The following is a 19,270-nucleotide window of genomic DNA, read 5'->3' on the forward strand; positions in this document are numbered from 1 at the left end:
GCTCACCCGCCCAGGTGGCCGTTGTCGGTCCCGTCGCCGGGTGCGCACGCGCGCTCGGCGACGCGCAGCCGCTCCATGTCCGTGCCCTCGATGCCGGGCGGGAGCGGGACGTCGCCCGTCTCGGGGTCGGGATCGGGGTAGTCGGCGAAGCCCTTCCCGCGTACGCACGCGCTGAACTCGCGGGCCTTCGCCAGCCTCTCCGCGGGCGGCACGGCGTCCCGTCGCGGGGGCAGGAGGTCCTTGCAGGCGGCTTCGGCGCGCGCCATGCCTTCGGGGTCCTTCGCCGCGGCGTCCTTGTCCACCCGCAGCTGGGCGTCGTCCCGCTTCTCGAGCACGACGCCCTGATCCTCCAGGCACCGGTAGTAGCCGACGTCCTGGGGGCCGCCCGAGGCGGAACCGGCGGCGCTCGGCGTGCTGTCGCCGGAACACCCCACGGCGAAGGCGGCGAGGACGCAGGCGACAGCGGCGGCACGGACACTGCTCGGCACCGCGCGGACGACATTCATGAACGGGCCCCCATGGACTGGTGAGGAGATCTGCTGGGGGATGACCGTCCGCCGGTCGCGGGAGCTGTGGTGGTCGACCACGGCTGGGGCTGCTGCCCCGAGATCCCTTCGCGATCGTCACCCAGGTGCGGAGATCATAAAAGTGGTGGACGTGTGTCTTCAACTCCCTTTTAATGAGCGGCGTTTGTGCGCCCTCTCCGCAGGGTGCCACCGTGTCGACTTTATGGGGGGAAGACATGAACAGCAGCTCCATGACGCGTCGCCGGCTCGTCGGCGGCGTGCTCGCCGCCGTGGCCGTGGCCGGGATCGGACTGGCCACGGCGCCCGGCGCGGCCGCCCTCAACAAGGACGGAAGCCTGGAGGCCTACGAGTTCGGTCTCTACTACAACTCCGGTCAGGGGGGCTGCGTCTTCGACCTGGCCGTCTCCGACTGGGACTTCTCGAACGACACGTTCTGGAGGCCGAGCGGCACCTGCTACGGCTACGGCCAGACCACCAACGACAACACGGCCTCGTACTACAACCGCGACACCGGCACGTGGTGGGTGTACACGGACGCCGACGGTGACGGCGCGGAGGGCACCCTGCCGCCCGGATACAAGGGCGACGCCTCCCGCACCTTCAAGAACCAGATCTCGTCGGCCTTCCCGTACGACGCCCACTGATCAGCGCGACCGTCCGCGTGGCGGTTGCCGTAACCGGTCTCCGGTGCGGCAACCGCCATGCGGCGTTGCGCGCACGCTTGCGAGGACCACATGTTTTCCGCAGCCCCACACCGCCGCACCCCGTTCCTGGTCGCGGCGTCGGCGGCCGTCGCGTTGCTCAGCGGGTGCTCGGGCGACGGTGCCCAGCCGGCCGGTGCGAACGCCGAGCCGGCGGTGTCCGCCATCCCCACGATCGCCGAGGCGACGACGCTGAGATTCCCGCTGGACGCCTTCGAGGCGACCGACGAGCAGAACCGCACCCTCGCGCGGGCGCAGGGGATCCTCACCTCGCGCTGCATGGCCCGATTCGGCTTCAGTTACCAGGCCCCTCAGAACAGTTCTCCGCAGCAGCCACGCGGCGGTTCCCGGCGCTTCGGCGTCACCGACCTGAAGACCGCCTCGCAGTACGGCTACCGCAACCCGCGGACCGCGGGCTCCGAGCCGCCGCGGGACACCGGAAGGGGGACGCTGAGCAAGACCGCGGAGATCGCGCTGCTGGGGGAGCCAGGGCTGAAGCCGGAGGACCTGCCGGCGAGCCAGCAGGAGGCCGAGCGCCAAGGCGGCAGCGCGACCGAAGTCAACGACAAGCGCATCCCCTTCGGCGGCTGCACGCGCGAGTCCTTCCTCCAGCTGTACGCGCCGAAGCCGGGCACCGTCGACCTGCTGTACGTCTTCAACCTGCGCAACCAGGCCGATTCCGAGTACCGAGGGGACTCACGCGTCCGGGCGGTCGACCGGCGTTGGTCCGACTGCATGGCGGAATCCGGCTACCGGGCACGGGATCCGCACAACGCGGCCGAGGAGCTCGGGCTGACCGACGCGCGGTCGGGCCCCGAGGCGATCAGCGCGGCCAAGGCCGACGTGGCCTGCAAGCACCGGGTCAACCTGGTCGGCGTCCACTACGCGGTCCTGTCGGCCTACGAGCAGCGCGCGGTCGAGAGGAACGCCGAGACTCTCAAGCTCGCGAAGGACCAGCTCGACGAACGCCTCCGGCTGGCGGCGAGCCTGACCGGCTGACCGGCGGCGGAACCGCGCCTCGGTACGGTCCTCAGCGGGCGAGGGCGGACAGGAGGGCGTCGAGCAGCTCGCGGTCGCGCGGCTGGGTGAGGCGGGTGCGGGCCTCTGCCGGGGGCAGCCAGCGCAGCCGGTCCACCTCGGGGCCCGGTACGAAGGTTCCGCCGAGGGCGCGGGCCGCCCAGTAGGCGACCTCCTTGGGGCGGCCGTCCGCGGCGTACCGGACGGTGGGCAGCCGGGGGCCCAGCTCGCAGTGGTGGCCGGTCTCCTCCAGGACCTCCCGGAGGGCGCACGCCTCGGCGCTCTCGCCGCGCTTCCGCTTCCCCTTCGGATGGGACCAGTCGTCGTATTTCGGCCGGTGGACGAGGGCGATCTCGATGGCCCGGCCGTCCCCCGCCGCCGGGCGCCAGAGGACGCAGCCGGCGGCGAGGACGGGCGGGGCGGCGGAGCTCACGGGACCGGGACGGTGGCGGTGCGCCAGGCGTTCTGGAAGGCGAAGCGGGCGGCTTCGACCTCGTGGCGCTGGTCGGCGTGGAGGACCCCCAGGGCGTACGCGGTGGCGGGGGCGATCCGGGGGGTACGGGCCGCGGCGGCGGCGGCCGCCGCGGCCTCGGCGGCGTCGCGGTGCCGGTCGAGGGCCCGGGCCGCCTCGTACAGCACGGCGTCCGGCTCGCGGCCGACGGCCGTCACCTCGGTCGCGTACCGGTGGAGCCGGAGCAGCAGCCGGGTGTGGTGCCAGGGCGCGTCCTGGTTCTCGCCGGCCGCCAGGGCCAGCGCCTCCGCGTTGTACGGGTGGGCGGCGCGGGTCAGCGGCAGGGCCTCGACCGCGTCGAGCAGGCGGCGGCGGGCGACCGAGGCGGAGGCGTCGAGGACCTCGGGGGCGGGGGCCGCGCCGGCCGGGCCGAGCGGCACCTCGGAGGCGAGGAGGGCGACGGCGTCGGCGAGCGCGTGGAAGCGGGAGGAGCCGAGGGCCTGGAGGGCGGCCGAGTGGGCCCGGGTCCTGGCCAGGGTGAGCTGCCGCTCCAGCAGGGCGCCGGCCCGGGCGGCGCCGATGGTGAGCCCGGCGCTCTCCGAGCCGCGGGCGGCCGGCACCGGCCCGCTGCCGCCGGCCAGCCGGTTCAGCGCGTCCATCAGCCGCACCAGCCGGGAGGTGCACGCCTGCTCCTGGGCGAGGGTGCCGGAGAGCCAGGCCAGCTCGGTGCGGAGCTGGTCGGCCCAGGCCGCGTCGAGCAGCGCCCGGTAGGTGTGCAGGCTGCCGCTGATGCGGCGGGCGGCCGCCCGCAGGGTCCCGGCGGCCTCCTCCGCTCCGGCCGTGTCCGCGCCGCTCTCGCCGTGCTGCCGCAGGCCGCGGAGGAAGTCCGCGGCCCGGGCGTGCAGGTAGGGAGCCAGGACCTCGCCCGCGGTCACGTCCTGCGTGGACGGTGTGGACTGCGTGGGGTCAAGGTTGTGCACGCCGGCGCCTCCGCGCGTCGATGAGCATCTCCTGCACGTGCCGCAGCGGCTTGCCCTCGGGGTCGGTCGCGTGGCGCGTCCAGTTCCCGTCCGGGCCGAGGTGCCAGGAGGAGGTGGTGTCGGACATCCCGGTCTCCAGGAGCCGGGTGAGGGCCGCCCGGTGGGCGGGGTCGGAGACCCGGACCAGGGCCTCGATGCGCCGGTCCAGGTTGCGGTGCATCATGTCGGCGCTGCCCAGCCAGACCTCGGGCTCGCCGCCGTTGCCGAAGGCGAAGACCCGGGAGTGCTCCAGGAAGCGGCCGAGGACGGAGCGGACCCGGATGTTGTCGGACAGGCCGGGGACGCCGGGCCGTACGGCGCAGATGCCGCGGACCCAGACGTCGACCGGGACGCCGGCCTGGGAGGCCCGGTAGCAGGCGTCGATGACGGCCTCGTCGACCATCGAGTTGACCTTGATCTTCACGTACGCGGGCCGGCCCGCCCGGTGGTGGGCGATCTCCTTGGTGATCCGGGAGACCAGTCCGTCGCGGAGCGACTTCGGGGCGGTCAGCAGGCGCCGGTAGGTCTCGCGGCGGGAGTAGCCGGAGAGCCGGTTGAAGAGGTCGGAGAGGTCCGCGCCGACCTGCGGGTCGGCGGTGAGCAGGCCGAGGTCCTCGTAGAGCCGGGCGGTCTTCGGGTGGTAGTTGCCGGTGCCGACGTGCGAGTAGCGGCGCAGCAGCTCGCCCTCCTGGCGTACCACCAGGGACAGCTTGCAGTGCGTCTTGAGGCCGACGAGGCCGTAGACGACGTGGCAGCCGGCCTCCTCCAGCTTCCGCGCCCACTTGATGTTGGCCTGCTCGTCGAAGCGGGCCTTGATCTCGACGAGCACGAGGACCTGCTTGCCGGACTCGGCGGCGTCGATGAGGGCGTCGACTATCGGGGAGTCGCCGGAGGTGCGGTAGAGCGTCTGCTTGATCGCGAGGACGTCCGGGTCGGCCGCCGCCTGCTCCAGGAACGCCTGCACGGAGGTGGAGAAGGAGTCGTACGGGTGGTGCAGCAGCACGTCCCGCTCGCGCAGCGCCGCGAAGATGTCGGGCGCGGACGCGGACTCGACCTCGGCGAGGTCCCGGTGGGTGCCGGCGACGAACTTGGGGTACTTGAGCTCGGGCCGGTCCTGCGAGGCGATCCCGAAGAGCCCGGTCAGGTCGAGCGGGCCGGGCAGCGGGTAGACCTCGGCGTCGGAGATCTTCAGCTCGCGGACCAGCAGGTCGAGCACGTACGGGTCGATGGACTCCTCGACCTCCAGGCGGACCGGCGGGCCGAAGCGGCGCCGCATGAGCTCCTTCTCCAGGGCCATGAGGAGGTTCTCGGCGTCGTCCTCCTCGACCTCCAGGTCCTCGTTCCGCGTCACCCGGAACATGTGGTGCGCCAGCACCTCCATGCCGGGGAACAGCTCCTCCAGGTGCGCCGCGATCACGTCCTCCAGGGGCACGTACCGCTGCGGGGACGCCTCCAGGAAGCGGGAGAGCAGCGGCGGCACCTTGACCCGGGCGAAGTGGCGGTGGCCGCTGACCGGGTTCCGCACGACCACGGCCAGGTTGAGGGAGAGGCCGGAGATGTAGGGGAAGGGGTGCGCCGGGTCCACGGCGAGCGGGGTGAGGACGGGGAAGATCTGCTGCCGGAAGAGGGTGAAGAGCCGGGCCTGCTCCTTCTCCGTGAGGTCCGGCCAGCGCATCAGGTGGATGCCCTCGTCGGCCAGCGCGGGGGACACGTCCTGCTGGTAGCAGGCGGCGTGCCGGGCCATCAGCTCGCGCGAGCGGGTCCAGATGAGGTCGAGCACCTCGCGGGGCTGGAGGCCGGAGGCGGAGCGGGTGGCGACGCCGGTGGCGATGCGGCGCTTGAGGCCGGCGACGCGGACCATGAAGAACTCGTCGAGGTTCGAGGCGAAGATCGCGAGGAAGTTCGCCCGTTCGAGGAGCGGGGTGGCCGGGTCCTCGGCGAGTTCGAGGACCCGCTCGTTGAAGGCGAGCCAGCTGCGCTCGCGGTCGAGGAAGCGGCCCTGGGGCAGCTCGGCGGAGGCGTCCTCGTCGGCCTCGTAGGCGTCGATCTCGGAGTCGAGGTCGGGTTCGAGGTCGCTCACGGCTCCGCCGTTCACGGCATGCGGGCGGTGCGCCGCTATGGAACCCAGGGACGGCTGCGGGGACGCGGTGGCGGAGGTCTGGACCGGGACCTCGGCGGGCTGCTGGCTCATGGACCCATTCTTCCGCGCGAAAGGGTCCTCGGGCGCGTCGGAGCGGGCCGTGGGGGAGGGCAGTCTCCCCTTGGGAAGTCTTCCGGCGGAGAGCCCCCCGCCGGACGTGATCACGGATCGCTTCATTGCGTGAGCGTCGCAAGCGCGTCTGAATGGCCGGTAACGACGACATGTCGTCCGGGGATCGGGGGCGGGGCCTGTCACGGGCCCCGTCCCCGTTTTCACCCGTCCGGGTGAGGCGCCGCTACGGGTGGCGGGCGCGGAGCACCCAGAAGGCGGCGAAGGCCGCGAGGGCGGCGAGGGCGAGGAGGATGCCGGTCTCGATGAGCTGGGTGGGCAGGACGTGGGAGACGGGGTGGTAGTCGACGTACTGGGCGGTGACGGGTTCGTCGACGCGGCAGACGCCGTCGGAGTCGCCGCAGAACCAGCCGGGCTCCCGTCGCCCGTCGGCCATGATCAGGCCCTGCTCCGTCATCCGTCCGCCGTCGGGCACCATCACGGTCGAGGCGCCCTCCACCGCCTTCCCGGTGATCGTGACCGGCGTCAGGAAGTCCCAGCGGACGGCGTGCAGGACGAGCATGACGACGCCGGTGGCGAGGCCGGCGGCGGACATGGCCACCAGCGTGCGGCGGATCAGCAGGCCGGCGAGCGCGCCGACGGCGATGCCGAGGAGGGCGTACGCGGCCAGGACGGTGCCGAGGACCAGGTACGGCCCGGCGTCGTGGCGCAGGAAGCCGTACGAGTCGTCGACCCGGGCCCAGCCGAGCGCGTACGCGCCGGTCAGGAGCACGACGGCGCCGAGCCCGGTCGCGGTGGCGAAGGCCAGCTTGCTGCGCAGCCAGGCCGTGGGGCTCACCGACTGGGTGAGGGAGACCTGGTACGTCCCCGACTCGTACTCGCGCGCCACCAGCGGGCCCGCGACGAAGAGCGCGGCGGCGAACGGGACGGCGAGGACGGCCTCGGAGAAGGAGTGCATGGCGCCGCGCAGCAGCGAGTAGCCGGAGTCGTTGGCGGGGAAGGCACGGCCGTCCGCCAGCAGCGTGTCCGGGGTGAGCGCGTCCCAGAGTCGCAGCGCCCCGATCACGACGAGGGCCAGGGCGGCCGCTCCGGTCGCCAGCCACAGCGTCCGCCGGTACTGGCGGAGGGCCACCCAGGTGGGGCCCTTGGGGGCGAGGGTGCTCATGCGGGGGCTCCTTCGGGGTGGCGGAGGTGGGCGAGGAGGAGTTCCTCCAGGGACGGTTCCGAGGTCTCCCAGGGGCCTTCGACCGGGCCCTCGTGGCGGACCAGCGCGGTGAGCTGACGGCCCGTCGTGCGGGTGTCGACGACGGTGTGCGGGGCGAGGTCGCCGACCGGGCCGCGCAGCAGGGTGTGCGCGGCGAGCAGGTCGTCGACGGCGCCGTCGAGGCGGATCCGGCCGCCGGAGAGCAGCAGCAGGTGGTCGCAGGAGCCCTCCAGTTCGGTGAGGATGTGCGACGACATGACGACCGTGGTGCCGCGTTCGGCGGCGTCGGCCATGAGCAGGCCCATGAGCTGGTGGCGGGCGAGCGGGTCGAGGTCGGCCATCGGCTCGTCCAGGAGCAGGAGTTCCGCGCGCTTGCCGAGGGCGAGCGCGAGGGCGACGCGGGTGCGCTGGCCGCCGGAGAGGTGGTGGACGAGGGTGTCGGAGGAGAAGCCGCCGCCCTCGACGGCCCGGAGCGCGGCGGCGTCGTCCCAGCGGCCGGGGTTGAGCTCGCGGCCCATCCGGAGCGTGTCGGCGACGGTGAGCCGGGGGTGCAGCGGCTTGCCCTGGGCGACGTAGGCGAGGTCCTCGCGGGCGGGGGCCGTGAGGGTGCCCTCGGTGGGGTGGAGCAGGCCGGCGGCGAGGGCGAGGAGGGTGGACTTGCCGGCGCCGTTGGGGCCGACGAGCGCGCAGACGCGGCCGGCGGGGAGGGCGAAGTCGCACTCCCGGACGGCCCAACCGCCCCTCCGGCCCCCGTACTTCTTGCCCAGGAGCTCCGCTCCCAGGACCGTGTTGCTGGTCACGTGTCCTCGTCCCCCTCGAAGTGCTGTGTCAGTACGGCGGTGAAGAGCGCCGCCATGTCCTCGCGGTCCAGCCCCGCGGCGCGGGCCCGGCGGGCCCAGGCGTCGAGCTCGCCCCGGAGGGGGGAGTCGGCGGGGGAGGTGGTCCCGAGCGTGGCGCGGACGAAGGTGCCGAGGCCGCGGCGGGCCTCGACGAGGCCCTCGCGTTCGAGTTCGCGGTACGCCTTGAGGACCGTGTTCGGGTTGATGGCCGTCGCCTCGACGACCTCGCGTGCGGTGGGCAGTCGGTCGCCCGGCTCCAGGAGGCCCATGCGGAGGGCCTGTTTCGTCTGCTGCACGATCTGGAGGTAGGTGGCGACGCCGCTGCGCCGGTCGATGCGGTACTCCACCACGCCCTTCCACCACCCTTTCACTAATCAAGTAGTGAAAGGGTGGTGGAAGAAAGGGGGCGGTGTCAACCGCCCCCTTTTCCCGGAAGGGTCAGGACTCCGAGCGGTACATCAGATCCACCTCGTGGGTCCGGAAGCCGAGCCCCTCGTAGACCCGCACCGCCGCCGTGTTGTCGGCGTCGACGTAGAGCATCGCCGTCGGCAGCCCCTCCGCCGCCAGGTGCCGCAGGCCCGTCGCCGTGAGCGCCTTCCCGAGGCCGCCGCCCTGGGCCTCCGGCAGGATCCCGACCACGTACACCTCGCCGAGGCGCTCCTCGGCGTGGACCTTCGTCCAGTGGAAGCCGACCAGCTCGCCGTCCCTCTCGGCGAGGAAGAAGCCCTTCGGGTCGAACCACGGCTCGGCGATCCGGTCGTCCAGGTCGCGCTGGGTCAGCGAGCCCTGCTCCGGGTGGTGGGCGAAGGCGGCGGCGTTGACCGCGAGCCACGCCGCGTCGTCCTGGCCGGGGACGAAGGTGCGGATCGTGACGCCCTCGGGGAGCGCCGGCTCCGGGATGTCCAGGGGCGCCAGCGGGCGGCGCAGCTGGCGCAGTTCGCGGAAGAGGGTGAGGCCGAGCACCTGGGCGAGGTGGCGGGCGGACGGCTTGCCGCCGTGCGCCCAGACCCGCAGCCGCTTGCCGGAGGCGGTGAGCAGGGCGGTGCCGAGGGCGCGGCCGTGACCGCGGCCGCGCTGGTCGGGGTGGATGACGAGCTCGGCGGCGGGCGCCTCGACCGGGTCGGTCTCCTCCAGCTGGGCGTAGCCGTGGAGGCGGGGGCCGACGGTGAGGAGGAAGTGGCGCACTCCCTCGCGGCGGCCGTGGCGGAGGTAGAGGCGGCCCTGCTCGGACACCGCGTGCACGCCGTCGGAGCGGTCCGCGGCCGTGAGCAGGTCCATGACCTCCTGGACCTGCTCGGGGGTGAGCTCGTCGTACGTCTGGATCTGCCGTCCCGGTTCGAGGGCGGGCGCCGCGTCGGAGGAAGTCATGGCTCCGAGCCTACGGCGAACACTCCGTCAGCCGGAGGCAACTGTCTTGTAACCAGCTACCCCCTGTTGCGCTACGCGCGTTGACTCTAGGCTGCGTCCGCAGGACGGGGGAACGATCAAAGCCGCGTATCGGGGCAAGGGGTAAAGGGGATCACGGGAGAGATGGCAGTGAACGGCAGGAAGAGCAAGACCAAGCGGCGGATTCTGGCCGCCGGTGCGGGGCTGGCGACGGTCGGGGCGCTCGTCGCCGCGATGCCGGCCGGTGCCTCGGAGGACGCGGCCGAGGCCGCCGCGGGCGGGACGAACGGCAAGGGCTGGGGCCGGATGGTCGACGTCCAGCTGCTGTCCTTCAACGACCTGCACGGCAACCTGGAGCCGCCGACCGGGTCCTCGGGCCGGCTCACCCGCGTGAAGGAGGACGGGTCGACCGAGACCATCAACGGCGTCGGCGGCGCCGAGTACCTGGCCACGCACCTGGAGCAGGCCCGCGCGGGTCACCGTTACTCCATCACGGCCGCCGCCGGCGACATGATCGGCGCCTCTCCGCTGGTCTCGGGTCTCTTCCACGACGAGCCGACCATCGAGGCGCTCAACGAGATGAAGCTCGACGTGAGCTCGGTGGGCAACCACGAGTTCGACGAGGGCGCGCGCGAGCTGAGCCGCATACAGAACGGCGGCTGCCACCCGACCGAGGGGTGTTTCGAGGAGGGCAAGACCTTCGAGGGGGCGAACTTCCCCTACCTCGCGGCCAACGTGACGGACGAGAAGAGCGGCAAGCCGCTGCTCGACCCGTACTTCATCTGGGAGAAGGACGGCGTCCGGATCGGCTTCATCGGCGTCACGCTCGAGGGCACGGCGAACATCGTCTCGGCCGAGGGCATCAAGGGCCTGAAGTTCGGCGACGAGGTCGAGACGATCAACAAGTACGCCAAGGTGCTGGAGCGCAAGGGCGTGAAGTCGATCGTCGCCCTGCTCCACGAGGGCGGCATGCCCGCCTCGGGCGCGTACAACTACGACTGCGACACCCCGGGCGCCGGCGCCGGCATCTCCGGTCCGATCGTCGACATCGCCAAGAACGTCACCCCGCAGGTCGACGCCCTGGTCACCGGTCACACGCACCAGGCGTACGCGTGCACCATCCCGGACCCGGCGGGCAAGCCGCGCACGGTGACCTCGGCGGCCTCCTTCGGCCGGCTGTACACCGACACGACGCTCACCTACGACCGGCGCTCGAAGGACATCGTCCGCACCGCCGTCGCCTCCGCCAACCACGTCGTCACCCGGGACGTGGAGCCGCACGGGGCGATCGGCGACCTGATCAAGCGCTGGAAGGCGCTGGCCGAGCCGATCGCGAACCGTCCCGTCGGCCACATCGGCGAGAGCATCGAGAACCCCACCGACGTCTACGAGAAGCCGCTGGGCAACCTCATCGCCGACGCGCAGCTGGCGGGCCTGTCCCCGGCCGACAAGGGCGGTGCGCAGCTCGCGCTGATGAACCCGGGCGGCGTCCGTGCGCCGCTGACCCTGGGGGACGGCGTGGTGACCTACGGCGAGGCGTACACCGTCCAGCCGTTCACCAACATGATGACCGTGGTCGACCTGACCGGTGCCCAGCTCGTCACCGCGCTCCAGCAGCAGGTCAGCGGCGCCAACCTGGCCTCCCCGAAGATCCTCCAGGTGTCGAAGGGCTTCACCTACACCCTGGACATGACCAAGACGGGCGCGGACCGGATCGTGGTCGACTCGGTGCGGCTGAACGGTGAGCCGATCGACCCGGCGAAGAGCTACCGGGTCGCGATGAACGAGTTCCTCACGGGCGGCGGCGACGGCTTCCCGGTCCTGGCCACCGGTACGAACAAGCTGGTCGGCGCCTCGGACCTGGACGTCTTCATCGCCTACCTGACGGCCAACTCCTCGGCCGCCGAGCCGCTGCGGGCCCCGGCGACCGGCCGCATCACGATCGTCAAGTAGTCCTCGGCACTCGCCGACTCCTCGAAGAGGGGGCCGTGCTCCGCCCGACCGGCGGAGGGCGGCCCCCTCTTCCGCGTCCTGGCGCCACCTGCTTCCGCACCCTGGCGCGGCTTGACGCGGACCTGTCATCATCCGGTCCCATGGAGCGACGACGCTTTCTCACCGGGGCCCTCGGGGCCGGAGCCGTCCTGCTGGCCGGGGCGCCCCCGGCGCGGGCCGCGGCCGTGGACACGCGCGCGTGGATGGCGGCGCACGGGGACGGGACCGCGCTCGCGCGGCTCACCATCCCCGGCACGCACGACTCGGGGGCGCGCTTCGGCGGGTGGTGGGCGCAGTGCCAGGACACCACCATCGCCCAGCAGCTCGACAGCGGGGTGCGCTTCCTCGACGTGCGGTGCCGCGTCACCGGCGGCTCCTTCGCCATCCACCACGGTGCCGCCTACCAGAACATGATGTTCGGCGACGTGCTCGTCGCGTGCCGGGACTTCCTCGCCGCGCACCCCTCCGAGACCGTGCTCATGCGGGTCAAGCAGGAGTACTCGACGGAGTCCGACGCCACCTTCCGGGCCGTCTTCGACGACTACCTCGACCGGCGCGGCTGGCGCCCCCTCTTCCGGATCGGCGACGGGCTGCCGCTCCTCGGCGAGGCACGGGGGCGGGTCGTCCTGCTCGCCGACAACGGCGGACTGCCCGGGATACGGTGGGCCGACTCCCGGTACTTCGCCGTCCAGGACGACTGGAACGCGCTCCCCGACGCCAAGTACCCCAAGATCGAGGCCCACTTCCGGGCCGCGGTCGAACGCCCCGGACCGCTGTACGTGAACTTCGTCAGCACCTCCGCCGGGCTGCCGCCCCGCTGGAACTCCGACAACCTCAACCCGCGCGTCCACACCTGGCTGGACGGCTCGTGGGCGGCCGGCCGCACCGGCCTCGGCATCGTCCCCCTGGACTTCCCCGCCACCCGCGCCGGGCTGGTGGAGGCGCTGCTGCGGCACAACTGACCCTGGGCCGAAATCGCCGGCGCGGTCCCCCCCGCCCGTACGACGATGCCCGCATGGAGACCAGCGACAGCGACACGGACGTGCGGCGGTGGACCGCCTCCACCGTCCACACCGACATGTGGGCCGACCCCGGCGAGGACCCGCGCGAGGACGGCGGCGCGGCCGTGGTCGACGAGCGCGGGGCCCTCCTCGACGCCCTGCGCCACTTCCGGCTCACCCTGGAGCTGAAGTGCGAGGGCCTGGACGCCGCGCAGCTCGCCCGCCGCTCCGTGCCGCCCTCCACCATGTCCCTCCTCGGCCTGATCCGGCACATGGCCGAGGACGAGCGCCACTTCCGCCGCCTCGCCGGCGAGGACTCGCCCCGGATCTACCGCACCCCGGACGACCGCGAGGCCGACTGGACCGGCGCGGTCGCCGACCCGGACGTCGTCGCCGAGGCCCGGCGCCGCTGGAAGGAGGAGGCGGCGGCCACCGACGCGTACCTCGCCGCCGCCCCCGACCTCGGCGCCCCGACCCCCGACGGCGGGCAGCTGCGCGAGCTCCTCACCATGCAGATCACCGAGTACGCCCGCCACTGCGGCCACGCCGACCTCCTCCGCGAGCGCGTCGACGGCCGGGTGGGGCAGTAGTCGGTCACGCCGTGACCTCCGGCGGCGGCGTCGGCGCGCCCGGGAGGCGGAGGGTCACCACCGTGCCGCCGCCCTCCGCCGGGGAGAGGCTCACCGAGCCGCCCGTCTGCTTCATCGTGCGGGCCACGATCGACAGGCCCAGGCCCGAGCCGGGCAGGCTGCGCGCCGACGGCGAGCGCCAGAAGCGGTCGAAGACGTGCGGGAGTTCGTCCGGGGCGATGCCCGGGCCGTGGTCGCGGACCGTCAGCTCGCCCCGCATCAGCGTCACCTCGACCGTGCCGCGCGGCGGCGAGAACTTCACCGCGTTGTCCAGGACGTTGACCAGGGCGCGCTCCAGGGCGGCCGGTTCGGCCCGGACGTACCAGGGCGCCAGGTCGGTGGCGAAGCTCAGCTCCGGGCCGCGCAGCCGCGCCCGGTCGAGCGCCGAGCGCAGCACCGTGTGGAGCGCGACGACCTCCAGCGGACCGGGCCGCACCGCGTCCGGCCGGGCCAGCTCCTGGAGGTCGCCGATCAGCGCCGCCAGCTCCGTCATCTGCGCCTTCACCGAGGCCATCAGCGCCCGCCGGTCCTCCGCCGGGATCGCCCGGCCGGTCTCCTCGCTGCGGGCCAGCAGCTCGATGTTGGTGCGCAGCGAGGTCAGCGGGGTGCGCAGCTCGTGCCCCGCGTCCGCGATCAGCCGCGCCTGCCGGTCCCGCGAGGTCGCGAGCGCCGCCGTCATCTGGTTGAAGGCGCGCGACAGGCGGGCGATCTCGTCCTCGCCCTCGGCGGGGATCCGTACCGTCAGGTCCTCCGTCGCGGCCACGTGCTCCACCGCCCCGGTCAGCCGGTGCACCGGCTCGAGGCCGGTCCTGGCCACCCACAGGCCGGCCGCGCCCGCGCCGACCACCCCGATGCCGGAGACGACGAGCAGCACCCAGCCCAGGGTGGAGAGGGAGTTGTCGATCTCGGCGAGCGGGCGGGCGACGGAGACCGCGAGGCCGGGCTGCCTCGGCTGCGGGTAGGTGTAGACGCGCATCTCGCGCCCGTCGGCGTCCTTCGCCGTGTGCAGGAGGTACGCGAGCGTGCCCCGGGCCACCGCCAGGTCGCCCTCCCCGGCCGGGATCGCCGCCTCGCCGGAGGTGCAGACGCCGCCGGCCGCGTCGATGATCTGGACGGTGAAGCCGGCGGCCGGCGGCGGTTCCTGGTCCGCCTGGCACAGCCGGATCAGGTTCTGCACCGCCAGCGGGTCGAGCCGGGTGTTGCGCAGCGCCGCGTCCATCTCGCTCTCCAGCTGCGCCCGGGTCACGAACCAGCAGGCCGCGGAGACGGCGGCGACCGCGACGGCCACCGCGAAGGCGGTCAGCAGCGCGAGGCGGGAGCGCAGCGGCCGGGACCGGAACCAGGCCAGGGGGGTGCGGGGCCGCGTCATTCGGTCCCGCCTCCGCCGCGCAGCACGTAGCCGACCCCGCGCACGGTGTGGACGAGGCGCGGCTCGCCGCCCGCCTCCGTCTTGCGCCGCAGGTACATCACGTACACGTCCAGCGAGTTCGAGCTCGGCTCGAAGTCGAAGCCCCACACGGCCTTGAGGATCTGCTCGCGGGTGAGGACCTGGCGGGGGTGCGCCAGGAACATCTCCAGGAGCGTGAACTCGGTGCGGGTCAGTTCCACGGGCCGCCCGGCGCGGGTGACCTCGCGGGTCGCCAGGTCCATCCGCAGGTCCTCGAAGGCGAGCACGTCGGACGGTTCGGCGGCGGAGGCCGACGGGACGGCGTACGAGCTGCGGCGCAGCAGGGCGCGGATGCGGGCGAAGAGCTCGTCGAGCTCGAAGGGCTTCACCAGGTAGTCGTCGGCGCCCGCGTCGAGGCCGGTGACCCGGTCGCCGACGGTGTCGCGGGCGGTCAGCATGAGGATGGGCACGGTCGAGCCGGCGGCCCGGATCCGGCGGGCCGCCGTGAGCCCGTCCATGCGGGGCATCTGCACGTCGAGGACGACGAGGTCGGGGGCGTACGCCTCCATGGCGGCGAGCGCGTCGACCCCGTCGACGGCCTCCCGGGTCGCGTACCCCTCGAAGGCGAGGGAGCGCCGCAGGGCCTCCCGCACGGCGGGTTCGTCGTCGACGATGAGGATGCGTTCGGTTGCGTTCGGCTGCCCGCTGCTCATGGGGTCAGCGTCCCATGCGTTCAGCTCGGACCGCCCGACCGGAGGGCGTCGAGGTCGGCCTTGAGGGTGTTCACCGGGATGGCGAATCCGAGCCCCACACTGCCGGCCGTGGAACCGCTCGAAGAACTGGGCGAGTACATGGCCGAATTGATCCCGATGATCTCGCCGTTCATATTGATCAGCGCGCCGCCGGAATTCCCCGGGTTGAGCGAGGCGTCGGTCTGGATCGCTTTGTAGGTGGTCTTCGAGCTGCCGGTGTCGCCGTTGAACTCCTGTCCGCCGAACTCGAACGGCCAGCCCTGCCGCGGGTCCCACTGCCGCTGCGTGTCCGGGGAGCCGGTGCCCTCGTCGTCCTTCGCGACCGTGACGTCCCGGTCGAGCGCGGAGACGATGCCGCTGGTGACGGTGCCGGTGAGGCCCTCGGGGGAGCCGATGGCGACGACCTCGTCGCCGACCTTCACCCGGGACGAGTCGCCGAGGGTGGCGGCCTTCAGGCCGGAGGCGTCCTTCAGCTTGATGAGGGCGAGGTCCTTGTCGGGGTCCTTGCCGACGACCTCGGCCCGGTAGGTCTTGCCGTCGCTGGTCCGCACGGTGATCTCGGAGGCGCCGGAGATCACGTGGTTGTTGGTGACGATCTCGCCGTCGGCGGTGATGATCACGCCGGAGCCGGTGGAGGCGCCGGAGGCGGAGGTCGCGGAGATCTCCACGATCGAGGGGGAGACGGCCTCGGCGACCCCGGCGACCGTGCCGGTGCTGCTCGCGGAGACGTTGGTGCCGGTCACCGGGGCGGAGGCCGCGGCGGTGACGGGCGCGTCCGAGGTCAGCTGCTGGACGAGGGTCGCGGTGCCGCCGCCGATCGCCGCGGCGGCGATGGCCACGGCCGCCATCAGGCCGACCCCGCGCTTGGCGCGCCGGCGGGAGACGGGGGCGGCGGCGGGTGCCGGGCCGGCCGTCACGTACGGCGGCTCGGCCGGGGGAGGGGTGTACCCGCCGCCTGATCCGGACGGCCACACGGTGGTGCCCGGCTCGGTGGTGATCGGCCGCGTCGGCTCGAACGGCGGGCGCGGCGGGTAGTACGGCTGCTGGGGCTGCTGGTGGTCCGTCATGGCTCAGACTCTCGGCCCGGCAGATGAGAACGGTCTGAGGACCGGCTGAGAAGCCCGACAGAACCCTGTATGCCCGAAATAAAGACCCGTGGCGTCGGCGGGGACTCCGTCAGTGGCAGCCGCAGGACCGGCGGACCACCAGGGCCGACGGGAACTGCTTCACGCGCTCGCGGCGGGAGCCCGAGACGCGGACCGAGTCGTCGAGGACCAGGTCCACGGCGGCCCGGGCCATCGCCGGCCGGTCCGAGTAGACGGTGGTCAGCGGCGGATCGGTGAGCGCGGCCTCCTTCACGTCGTCGAAGCCCGCCACCGCCAGCTCGGTCGGCACGTCTATGCGCAGCTCGCGGGCGGCCCGCAGCACGCCGAACGCCTGGTCGTCGGTGGAGCAGAAGATCGCCGGCGGCCGGTCCGGGCCCGCCAGCAGCTTCAGTGCCACCTGGTAGGCGTCGTACCGGTTGTACGGGGCCTCGAAGAGCCGGCCCTCGACCGAGCGGCCGGCCTCCTGCATGGCGCGCCGCCAGCCCTCGACGTGGTCAGCGACCGGGTCGCCGACGGCGGGGGTGTTGGGGACGCCGCCCAGGCAGGCCACGTACGGGTGGCCGTGCTCCAGGAGGTGCCGGGTGGCGAGCTGGGCGCCGCCGATGTCGTCGGTCACGACGGCCACGTCGTCGATCGCCTCGGGCCGCTCGTGCAGCAGCACCACGCGCGCGTCCCAGGCCTCGATCTCGCTCGCGGCCTGTTCGCTCATGCCCTGGCTGACCAGGATCAGCCCGGAGACCCGCATGCCGAGGAAGGCCCGCAGATAGTGGATCTCGCGCTCGGTCCGGTAGTCGGAGTTGCCGACGAGGACCATCTTCCCGCGCTCGGCGGCGGCCTGCTCCACCGCGTGCGCCATCTCCGCGAAGAAGGGCTGGCGCGCGTCCGGGACGATCATGCCTATGAGATCCGTGCGGCGGGACGCCATGGCCTGGGCCACCCGGTCGGGTCGGTAGCCCAGCTCCTTGATGGCGGCGAGGACACGCTCGCGCGTGGCCGGGGCGACCGGCCGGGGTCCGTTGTTGATGACGTAACTCACGACCGCGGTCGAAGTACCCGCCAGTCGCGCTACGTCATCCCGCGTCACCTTGGCCACGCGCGGAAGTCTACGCGGGGTGACCTACCTACCGGCAGGTCGCCCTGTGGCATACGCCACGTCAACGCCCCCCTAACGGGTGGTGTCGGCCGTGGCGTCCTTGACTCCGGCGCCCGTACGGGCCTTCTCCCGGGCGTCCTGCCCCGCTTCCGCCCCCTTCGTCCCGCCGGATTCGCCGGCCTCCTTGGCCCGCGCCTCCTCGGCGGCCCGCTCCACCTTCTCCGGGGTGACGAAGCGGTATCCCACATTGCGGACGGTGCCGATCAGCGACTCGTGCTCCGGGCCGAGCTTCGCGCGCAGCCGCCGCACGTGGACGTCGACCGTCCGGGTGCCGCCGAAGTAGTCGTACCCCCACACCTCCTGGAGCAGCTGCGCCCGGGTGAAGACCCGCCCCGGGTGCTGCGCGAGGTACTTCAGGAGCTCGAACTCCTTGAAGGTCAGGTCCAGCACCCGGCCCTTCAGCTTGGCGCTGTACGTGGCCTCGTCCACCGACAGGTCGCCGTTGCGGATCTCCATAGGGGAGTCGTCCGCGACGATCTGCTGCCGGCCCAGGGCCAGCCGCAGCCGCGCCTCGACCTCGGCCGGACCCGCGGTGTCGAGCAGGACGTCGTCGATGCCCCAGTCCGCGGTGACGGCCGCCAGACCGCCCTCCGTGACCACCAGGACCAGCGGACAGCCGGGGCCGGTGGAGCGCAGCAGCTGGCAGAGCGAGCGGACCTGCGGCAGGTCCCGCCGCCCGTCGACGAGGATCACGTCCGCGCCCGGGGTGTCCACCAGCGCGGGGCCCTCGGCGGGGGCCACCCGCACGTTGTGCAGCAGCAGACCGAGCGCCGGAAGCACTTCGGTCGACGGCTGGAGGGCGTTGGTCAGGAGCAGCAGAGAACTCATCGCGACACCCCACCTGTCCGGATGCTCGTCGTAGGTCGGTCGTGCTTCGTACGCTCGTCCATGACTCGGTTCCTCCTCGGTCCCTGCGAGGACGTCTGCGGTACTGCGGTCTCACGTGCTGCTCCCGCGCCCCGAGAGCTTTTGTTCATCCGTCCGTAACAACGGCCGGAAAACGCAAAAGGACCCGGTGGCGACGTCGCCCGGATCCTCTGCCTAGGAGAATAGCCCACATGAGTTCCGAGGCAGAGGGCCGATTTCACATGATGGATGTCTTCTCGCTCACTTCCGGACCTCGCCGCGCCATGCTGCGGACGGAAGACGGCGTCCGTATCGAGGCGTTTCACGAGCCCTTCCCGGCCAGTGTCGCCGACACGGCCGTCGTCGTCGCGCACGGCTTCACCGGTTCCCTCGACCGGCCCGCCGTCCGGCGCGCCGCCGGGGTCCTCGGCCGGCACGCGGCGGCCGTCGTCACCTTCTCCTTCCGCGGCCACGGCGGCTCCGGCGGCCTCTCCACCCTCGGCGACCGCGAGGTCCTGGACCTCGCCGCCGCCGTCCGCTGGGCCCGCGCGCAGGGCCACGCGCGCGTGGCGACCGTCGGCTTCTCCATGGGCGGCTCCGTCGTCCTGCGCCAGGCCGCCCTGGACCGCGGCACCGACGCCGCGCCCGACGCGGTCGCCGCCGTCTCCGCCCCCGCCCGCTGGTACTACCGGGGGACGGCCCCGATGCGCCGCCTCCACTGGGTGGTCACCCGCCCGGCGGGCCGGCTCGTCGGGCGGTACGGGCTCCGCACCCGCATCGACCACCGCGCCTGGGACCCCGTCCCCCTCCCGCCGGTGGAGGCGGCCGCGCGGATCGCGCCGACCCCGCTGCTGATCGTCCACGGCGACCGCGACGCCTACTTCCCCCTCGACCACCCGCGGACCCTGGCCGCCGCCGGGGACGCGGAGCTGTGGCTGGAACCCGGCATGGGCCACGCGGAGAACGCCGCCGGCGAGGAGCTGCTCGACCGGCTCGGCGCCTGGCTCGTCCGCCGATAGCCCATCATGGGGAGCGGCGCGCACACGAACGA

At 73.1% G+C, this 19,270-nt stretch carries 19 protein-coding genes; 6 read left to right on the forward strand and 13 right to left on the reverse strand.

The window, feature by feature from the left end; all coding sequences use genetic code 11:
- Nucleotides 1-2: 2 nt before the first annotated feature.
- Nucleotides 3-506, reverse strand: coding sequence for a hypothetical protein (locus tag ABFY03_RS20350; protein ID WP_346170535.1), 504 nt, complete (start codon nt 504-506; stop codon nt 3-5).
- A 236-nt stretch (nt 507-742) separates the two neighbouring features.
- Here ABFY03_RS20350 and ABFY03_RS20355 point away from each other — a divergent pair, with 236 nt between their 5' ends.
- Both ABFY03_RS20355 and ABFY03_RS20360 read left to right on the forward strand, forming a co-directional pair.
- A complete protein-coding gene (locus ABFY03_RS20355) occupies nt 743-1,171 on the forward strand; it encodes a hypothetical protein (protein ID WP_346170536.1) in 429 nt (142 codons plus the stop codon).
- Nucleotides 1,172-1,261: 90 nt separating this feature from the next.
- Nucleotides 1,262-2,227, forward strand: coding sequence for a hypothetical protein (locus ABFY03_RS20360; RefSeq protein ID WP_346170537.1), 966 nt, complete (start codon nt 1,262-1,264; stop codon nt 2,225-2,227).
- Between the two features lie 31 nt (nt 2,228-2,258).
- Here the strand turns inward: ABFY03_RS20360 and ABFY03_RS20365 are convergent, their stop codons facing one another.
- The 7 genes from ABFY03_RS20365 to mshD form a co-directional block, all read right to left on the reverse strand.
- Nucleotides 2,259-2,678, reverse strand: coding sequence for an NUDIX hydrolase (locus ABFY03_RS20365; RefSeq protein ID WP_346170538.1), 420 nt, complete (start codon nt 2,676-2,678; stop codon nt 2,259-2,261).
- Nucleotides 2,675-3,676: a CHAD domain-containing protein gene (locus tag ABFY03_RS20370; protein ID WP_319008861.1), complete on the reverse strand. Its 1,002-nt coding sequence runs from the start codon at nt 3,674-3,676 to the stop codon at nt 2,675-2,677. Before ABFY03_RS20370 ends, ABFY03_RS20365 begins: the two co-directional genes overlap by 4 nt.
- Nucleotides 3,663-5,906 carry an RNA degradosome polyphosphate kinase gene (locus ABFY03_RS20375; protein WP_319008862.1) on the reverse strand — a complete coding sequence of 748 codons (2,244 nt, stop codon included), beginning with the start codon at nt 5,904-5,906 and terminating at the stop codon, nt 3,663-3,665. The genes ABFY03_RS20370 and ABFY03_RS20375 overlap by 14 nt, the downstream gene beginning before the upstream one ends.
- A gap of 244 nt (nt 5,907-6,150) precedes the next feature.
- Entirely contained in the window at nt 6,151-7,089 is a 939-nt protein-coding gene (locus tag ABFY03_RS20380) for an ABC transporter permease (protein ID WP_346170539.1), read from the reverse strand.
- The gene (locus tag ABFY03_RS20385; RefSeq protein WP_319008864.1) at nt 7,086-7,928 is read right to left on the reverse strand and encodes an ABC transporter ATP-binding protein; all 843 of its coding nucleotides are present in this window, start codon (nt 7,926-7,928) and stop codon (nt 7,086-7,088) included. The genes ABFY03_RS20380 and ABFY03_RS20385 overlap by 4 nt, the downstream gene beginning before the upstream one ends.
- Nucleotides 7,925-8,317, reverse strand: a complete 393-nt coding sequence (locus ABFY03_RS20390) for a GntR family transcriptional regulator (protein ID WP_319008865.1) — start codon at nt 8,315-8,317, stop codon at nt 7,925-7,927. The genes ABFY03_RS20385 and ABFY03_RS20390 overlap by 4 nt, the downstream gene beginning before the upstream one ends.
- An 88-nt stretch (nt 8,318-8,405) precedes the next feature.
- Complete coding sequence (mshD, locus tag ABFY03_RS20395) at nt 8,406-9,335, reverse strand: mycothiol synthase (protein WP_319008866.1); 930 nt, start codon at nt 9,333-9,335, stop codon at nt 8,406-8,408.
- Between the two features lie 162 nt (nt 9,336-9,497).
- Here mshD and ABFY03_RS20400 point away from each other — a divergent pair, with 162 nt between their 5' ends.
- The 3 genes from ABFY03_RS20400 (at nt 9,498) to ABFY03_RS20410 (ending at nt 12,936) form a co-directional block, all read left to right on the forward strand.
- Nucleotides 9,498-11,306, forward strand: coding sequence for a bifunctional metallophosphatase/5'-nucleotidase (locus ABFY03_RS20400; RefSeq protein WP_346170540.1), 1,809 nt, complete (start codon nt 9,498-9,500; stop codon nt 11,304-11,306).
- A 140-nt stretch (nt 11,307-11,446) separates the two neighbouring features.
- Nucleotides 11,447-12,307 carry a phosphatidylinositol-specific phospholipase C gene (locus ABFY03_RS20405; protein ID WP_319008868.1) on the forward strand — a complete coding sequence of 287 codons (861 nt, stop codon included), beginning with the start codon at nt 11,447-11,449 and terminating at the stop codon, nt 12,305-12,307.
- Between the two features lie 53 nt (nt 12,308-12,360).
- A complete protein-coding gene (locus ABFY03_RS20410; protein WP_319008869.1) occupies nt 12,361-12,936 on the forward strand; it encodes a mycothiol transferase in 576 nt (191 codons plus the stop codon).
- A 4-nt stretch (nt 12,937-12,940) separates the two neighbouring features.
- Here ABFY03_RS20410 and ABFY03_RS20415 read toward each other — a convergent pair whose 3' ends face one another.
- From ABFY03_RS20415 to ABFY03_RS20435, 5 genes are all read right to left on the reverse strand, one after another.
- Nucleotides 12,941-14,344: a sensor histidine kinase gene (locus ABFY03_RS20415; RefSeq protein WP_319008870.1), complete on the reverse strand. Its 1,404-nt coding sequence runs from the start codon at nt 14,342-14,344 to the stop codon at nt 12,941-12,943.
- On the reverse strand, nt 14,341-15,075 hold the full coding sequence (locus tag ABFY03_RS20420) for a response regulator transcription factor (RefSeq protein WP_319008871.1): 735 nt from the start codon (nt 15,073-15,075) through the stop codon (nt 14,341-14,343). The genes ABFY03_RS20415 and ABFY03_RS20420 overlap by 4 nt, the downstream gene beginning before the upstream one ends.
- Before the next feature lie 20 nt (nt 15,076-15,095).
- Nucleotides 15,096-16,181: a S1C family serine protease gene (locus tag ABFY03_RS20425; RefSeq protein ID WP_346170541.1), complete on the reverse strand. Its 1,086-nt coding sequence runs from the start codon at nt 16,179-16,181 to the stop codon at nt 15,096-15,098.
- A gap of 109 nt (nt 16,182-16,290) precedes the next feature.
- Nucleotides 16,291-17,313 carry a LacI family DNA-binding transcriptional regulator gene (locus tag ABFY03_RS20430; protein ID WP_319008873.1) on the reverse strand — a complete coding sequence of 341 codons (1,023 nt, stop codon included), beginning with the start codon at nt 17,311-17,313 and terminating at the stop codon, nt 16,291-16,293.
- Nucleotides 17,314-17,385: 72 nt separating this feature from the next.
- Nucleotides 17,386-18,201: a response regulator transcription factor gene (locus ABFY03_RS20435; protein WP_319008874.1), complete on the reverse strand. Its 816-nt coding sequence runs from the start codon at nt 18,199-18,201 to the stop codon at nt 17,386-17,388.
- A gap of 230 nt (nt 18,202-18,431) precedes the next feature.
- Between ABFY03_RS20435 and ABFY03_RS20440 the strand changes: the two genes are divergently transcribed.
- Nucleotides 18,432-19,238 carry an alpha/beta hydrolase gene (locus ABFY03_RS20440; RefSeq protein ID WP_319008875.1) on the forward strand — a complete coding sequence of 269 codons (807 nt, stop codon included), beginning with the start codon at nt 18,432-18,434 and terminating at the stop codon, nt 19,236-19,238.
- Nucleotides 19,239-19,270 lie beyond the last annotated feature (32 nt).

Origin of the sequence: Streptomyces roseofulvus (assembly GCF_039534915.1) — a bacterium.
Classification (GTDB): domain Bacteria; phylum Actinomycetota; class Actinomycetes; order Streptomycetales; family Streptomycetaceae; genus Streptomyces; species Streptomyces roseofulvus.

Coding starts and splice junctions, on each gene's coding strand:
- ABFY03_RS20350 (WP_346170535.1), bottom strand. CDS start 506: ATGAATGTCGTCCGCGCGGTGCCGAGCAGTGTCCGTGCCGCCGCTGTC.
- ABFY03_RS20355 (WP_346170536.1), top strand. CDS start 743: ATGAACAGCAGCTCCATGACGCGTCGCCGGCTCGTCGGCGGCGTGCTC.
- ABFY03_RS20360 (WP_346170537.1), top strand. CDS start 1,262: ATGTTTTCCGCAGCCCCACACCGCCGCACCCCGTTCCTGGTCGCGGCG.
- ABFY03_RS20375 (WP_319008862.1), bottom strand. CDS start 5,906: ATGAGCCAGCAGCCCGCCGAGGTCCCGGTCCAGACCTCCGCCACCGCG.
- ABFY03_RS20380 (WP_346170539.1), bottom strand. CDS start 7,089: ATGAGCACCCTCGCCCCCAAGGGCCCCACCTGGGTGGCCCTCCGCCAG.
- mshD (WP_319008866.1), bottom strand. CDS start 9,335: ATGACTTCCTCCGACGCGGCGCCCGCCCTCGAACCGGGACGGCAGATC.
- ABFY03_RS20400 (WP_346170540.1), top strand. CDS start 9,498: ATGGCAGTGAACGGCAGGAAGAGCAAGACCAAGCGGCGGATTCTGGCC.
- ABFY03_RS20405 (WP_319008868.1), top strand. CDS start 11,447: ATGGAGCGACGACGCTTTCTCACCGGGGCCCTCGGGGCCGGAGCCGTC.
- ABFY03_RS20410 (WP_319008869.1), top strand. CDS start 12,361: ATGGAGACCAGCGACAGCGACACGGACGTGCGGCGGTGGACCGCCTCC.
- ABFY03_RS20415 (WP_319008870.1), bottom strand. CDS start 14,344: ATGACGCGGCCCCGCACCCCCCTGGCCTGGTTCCGGTCCCGGCCGCTG.
- ABFY03_RS20420 (WP_319008871.1), bottom strand. CDS start 15,075: ATGAGCAGCGGGCAGCCGAACGCAACCGAACGCATCCTCATCGTCGAC.
- ABFY03_RS20425 (WP_346170541.1), bottom strand. CDS start 16,181: ATGACGGACCACCAGCAGCCCCAGCAGCCGTACTACCCGCCGCGCCCG.
- ABFY03_RS20435 (WP_319008874.1), bottom strand. CDS start 18,201: ATGAGTTCTCTGCTGCTCCTGACCAACGCCCTCCAGCCGTCGACCGAA.
- ABFY03_RS20440 (WP_319008875.1), top strand. CDS start 18,432: ATGAGTTCCGAGGCAGAGGGCCGATTTCACATGATGGATGTCTTCTCG.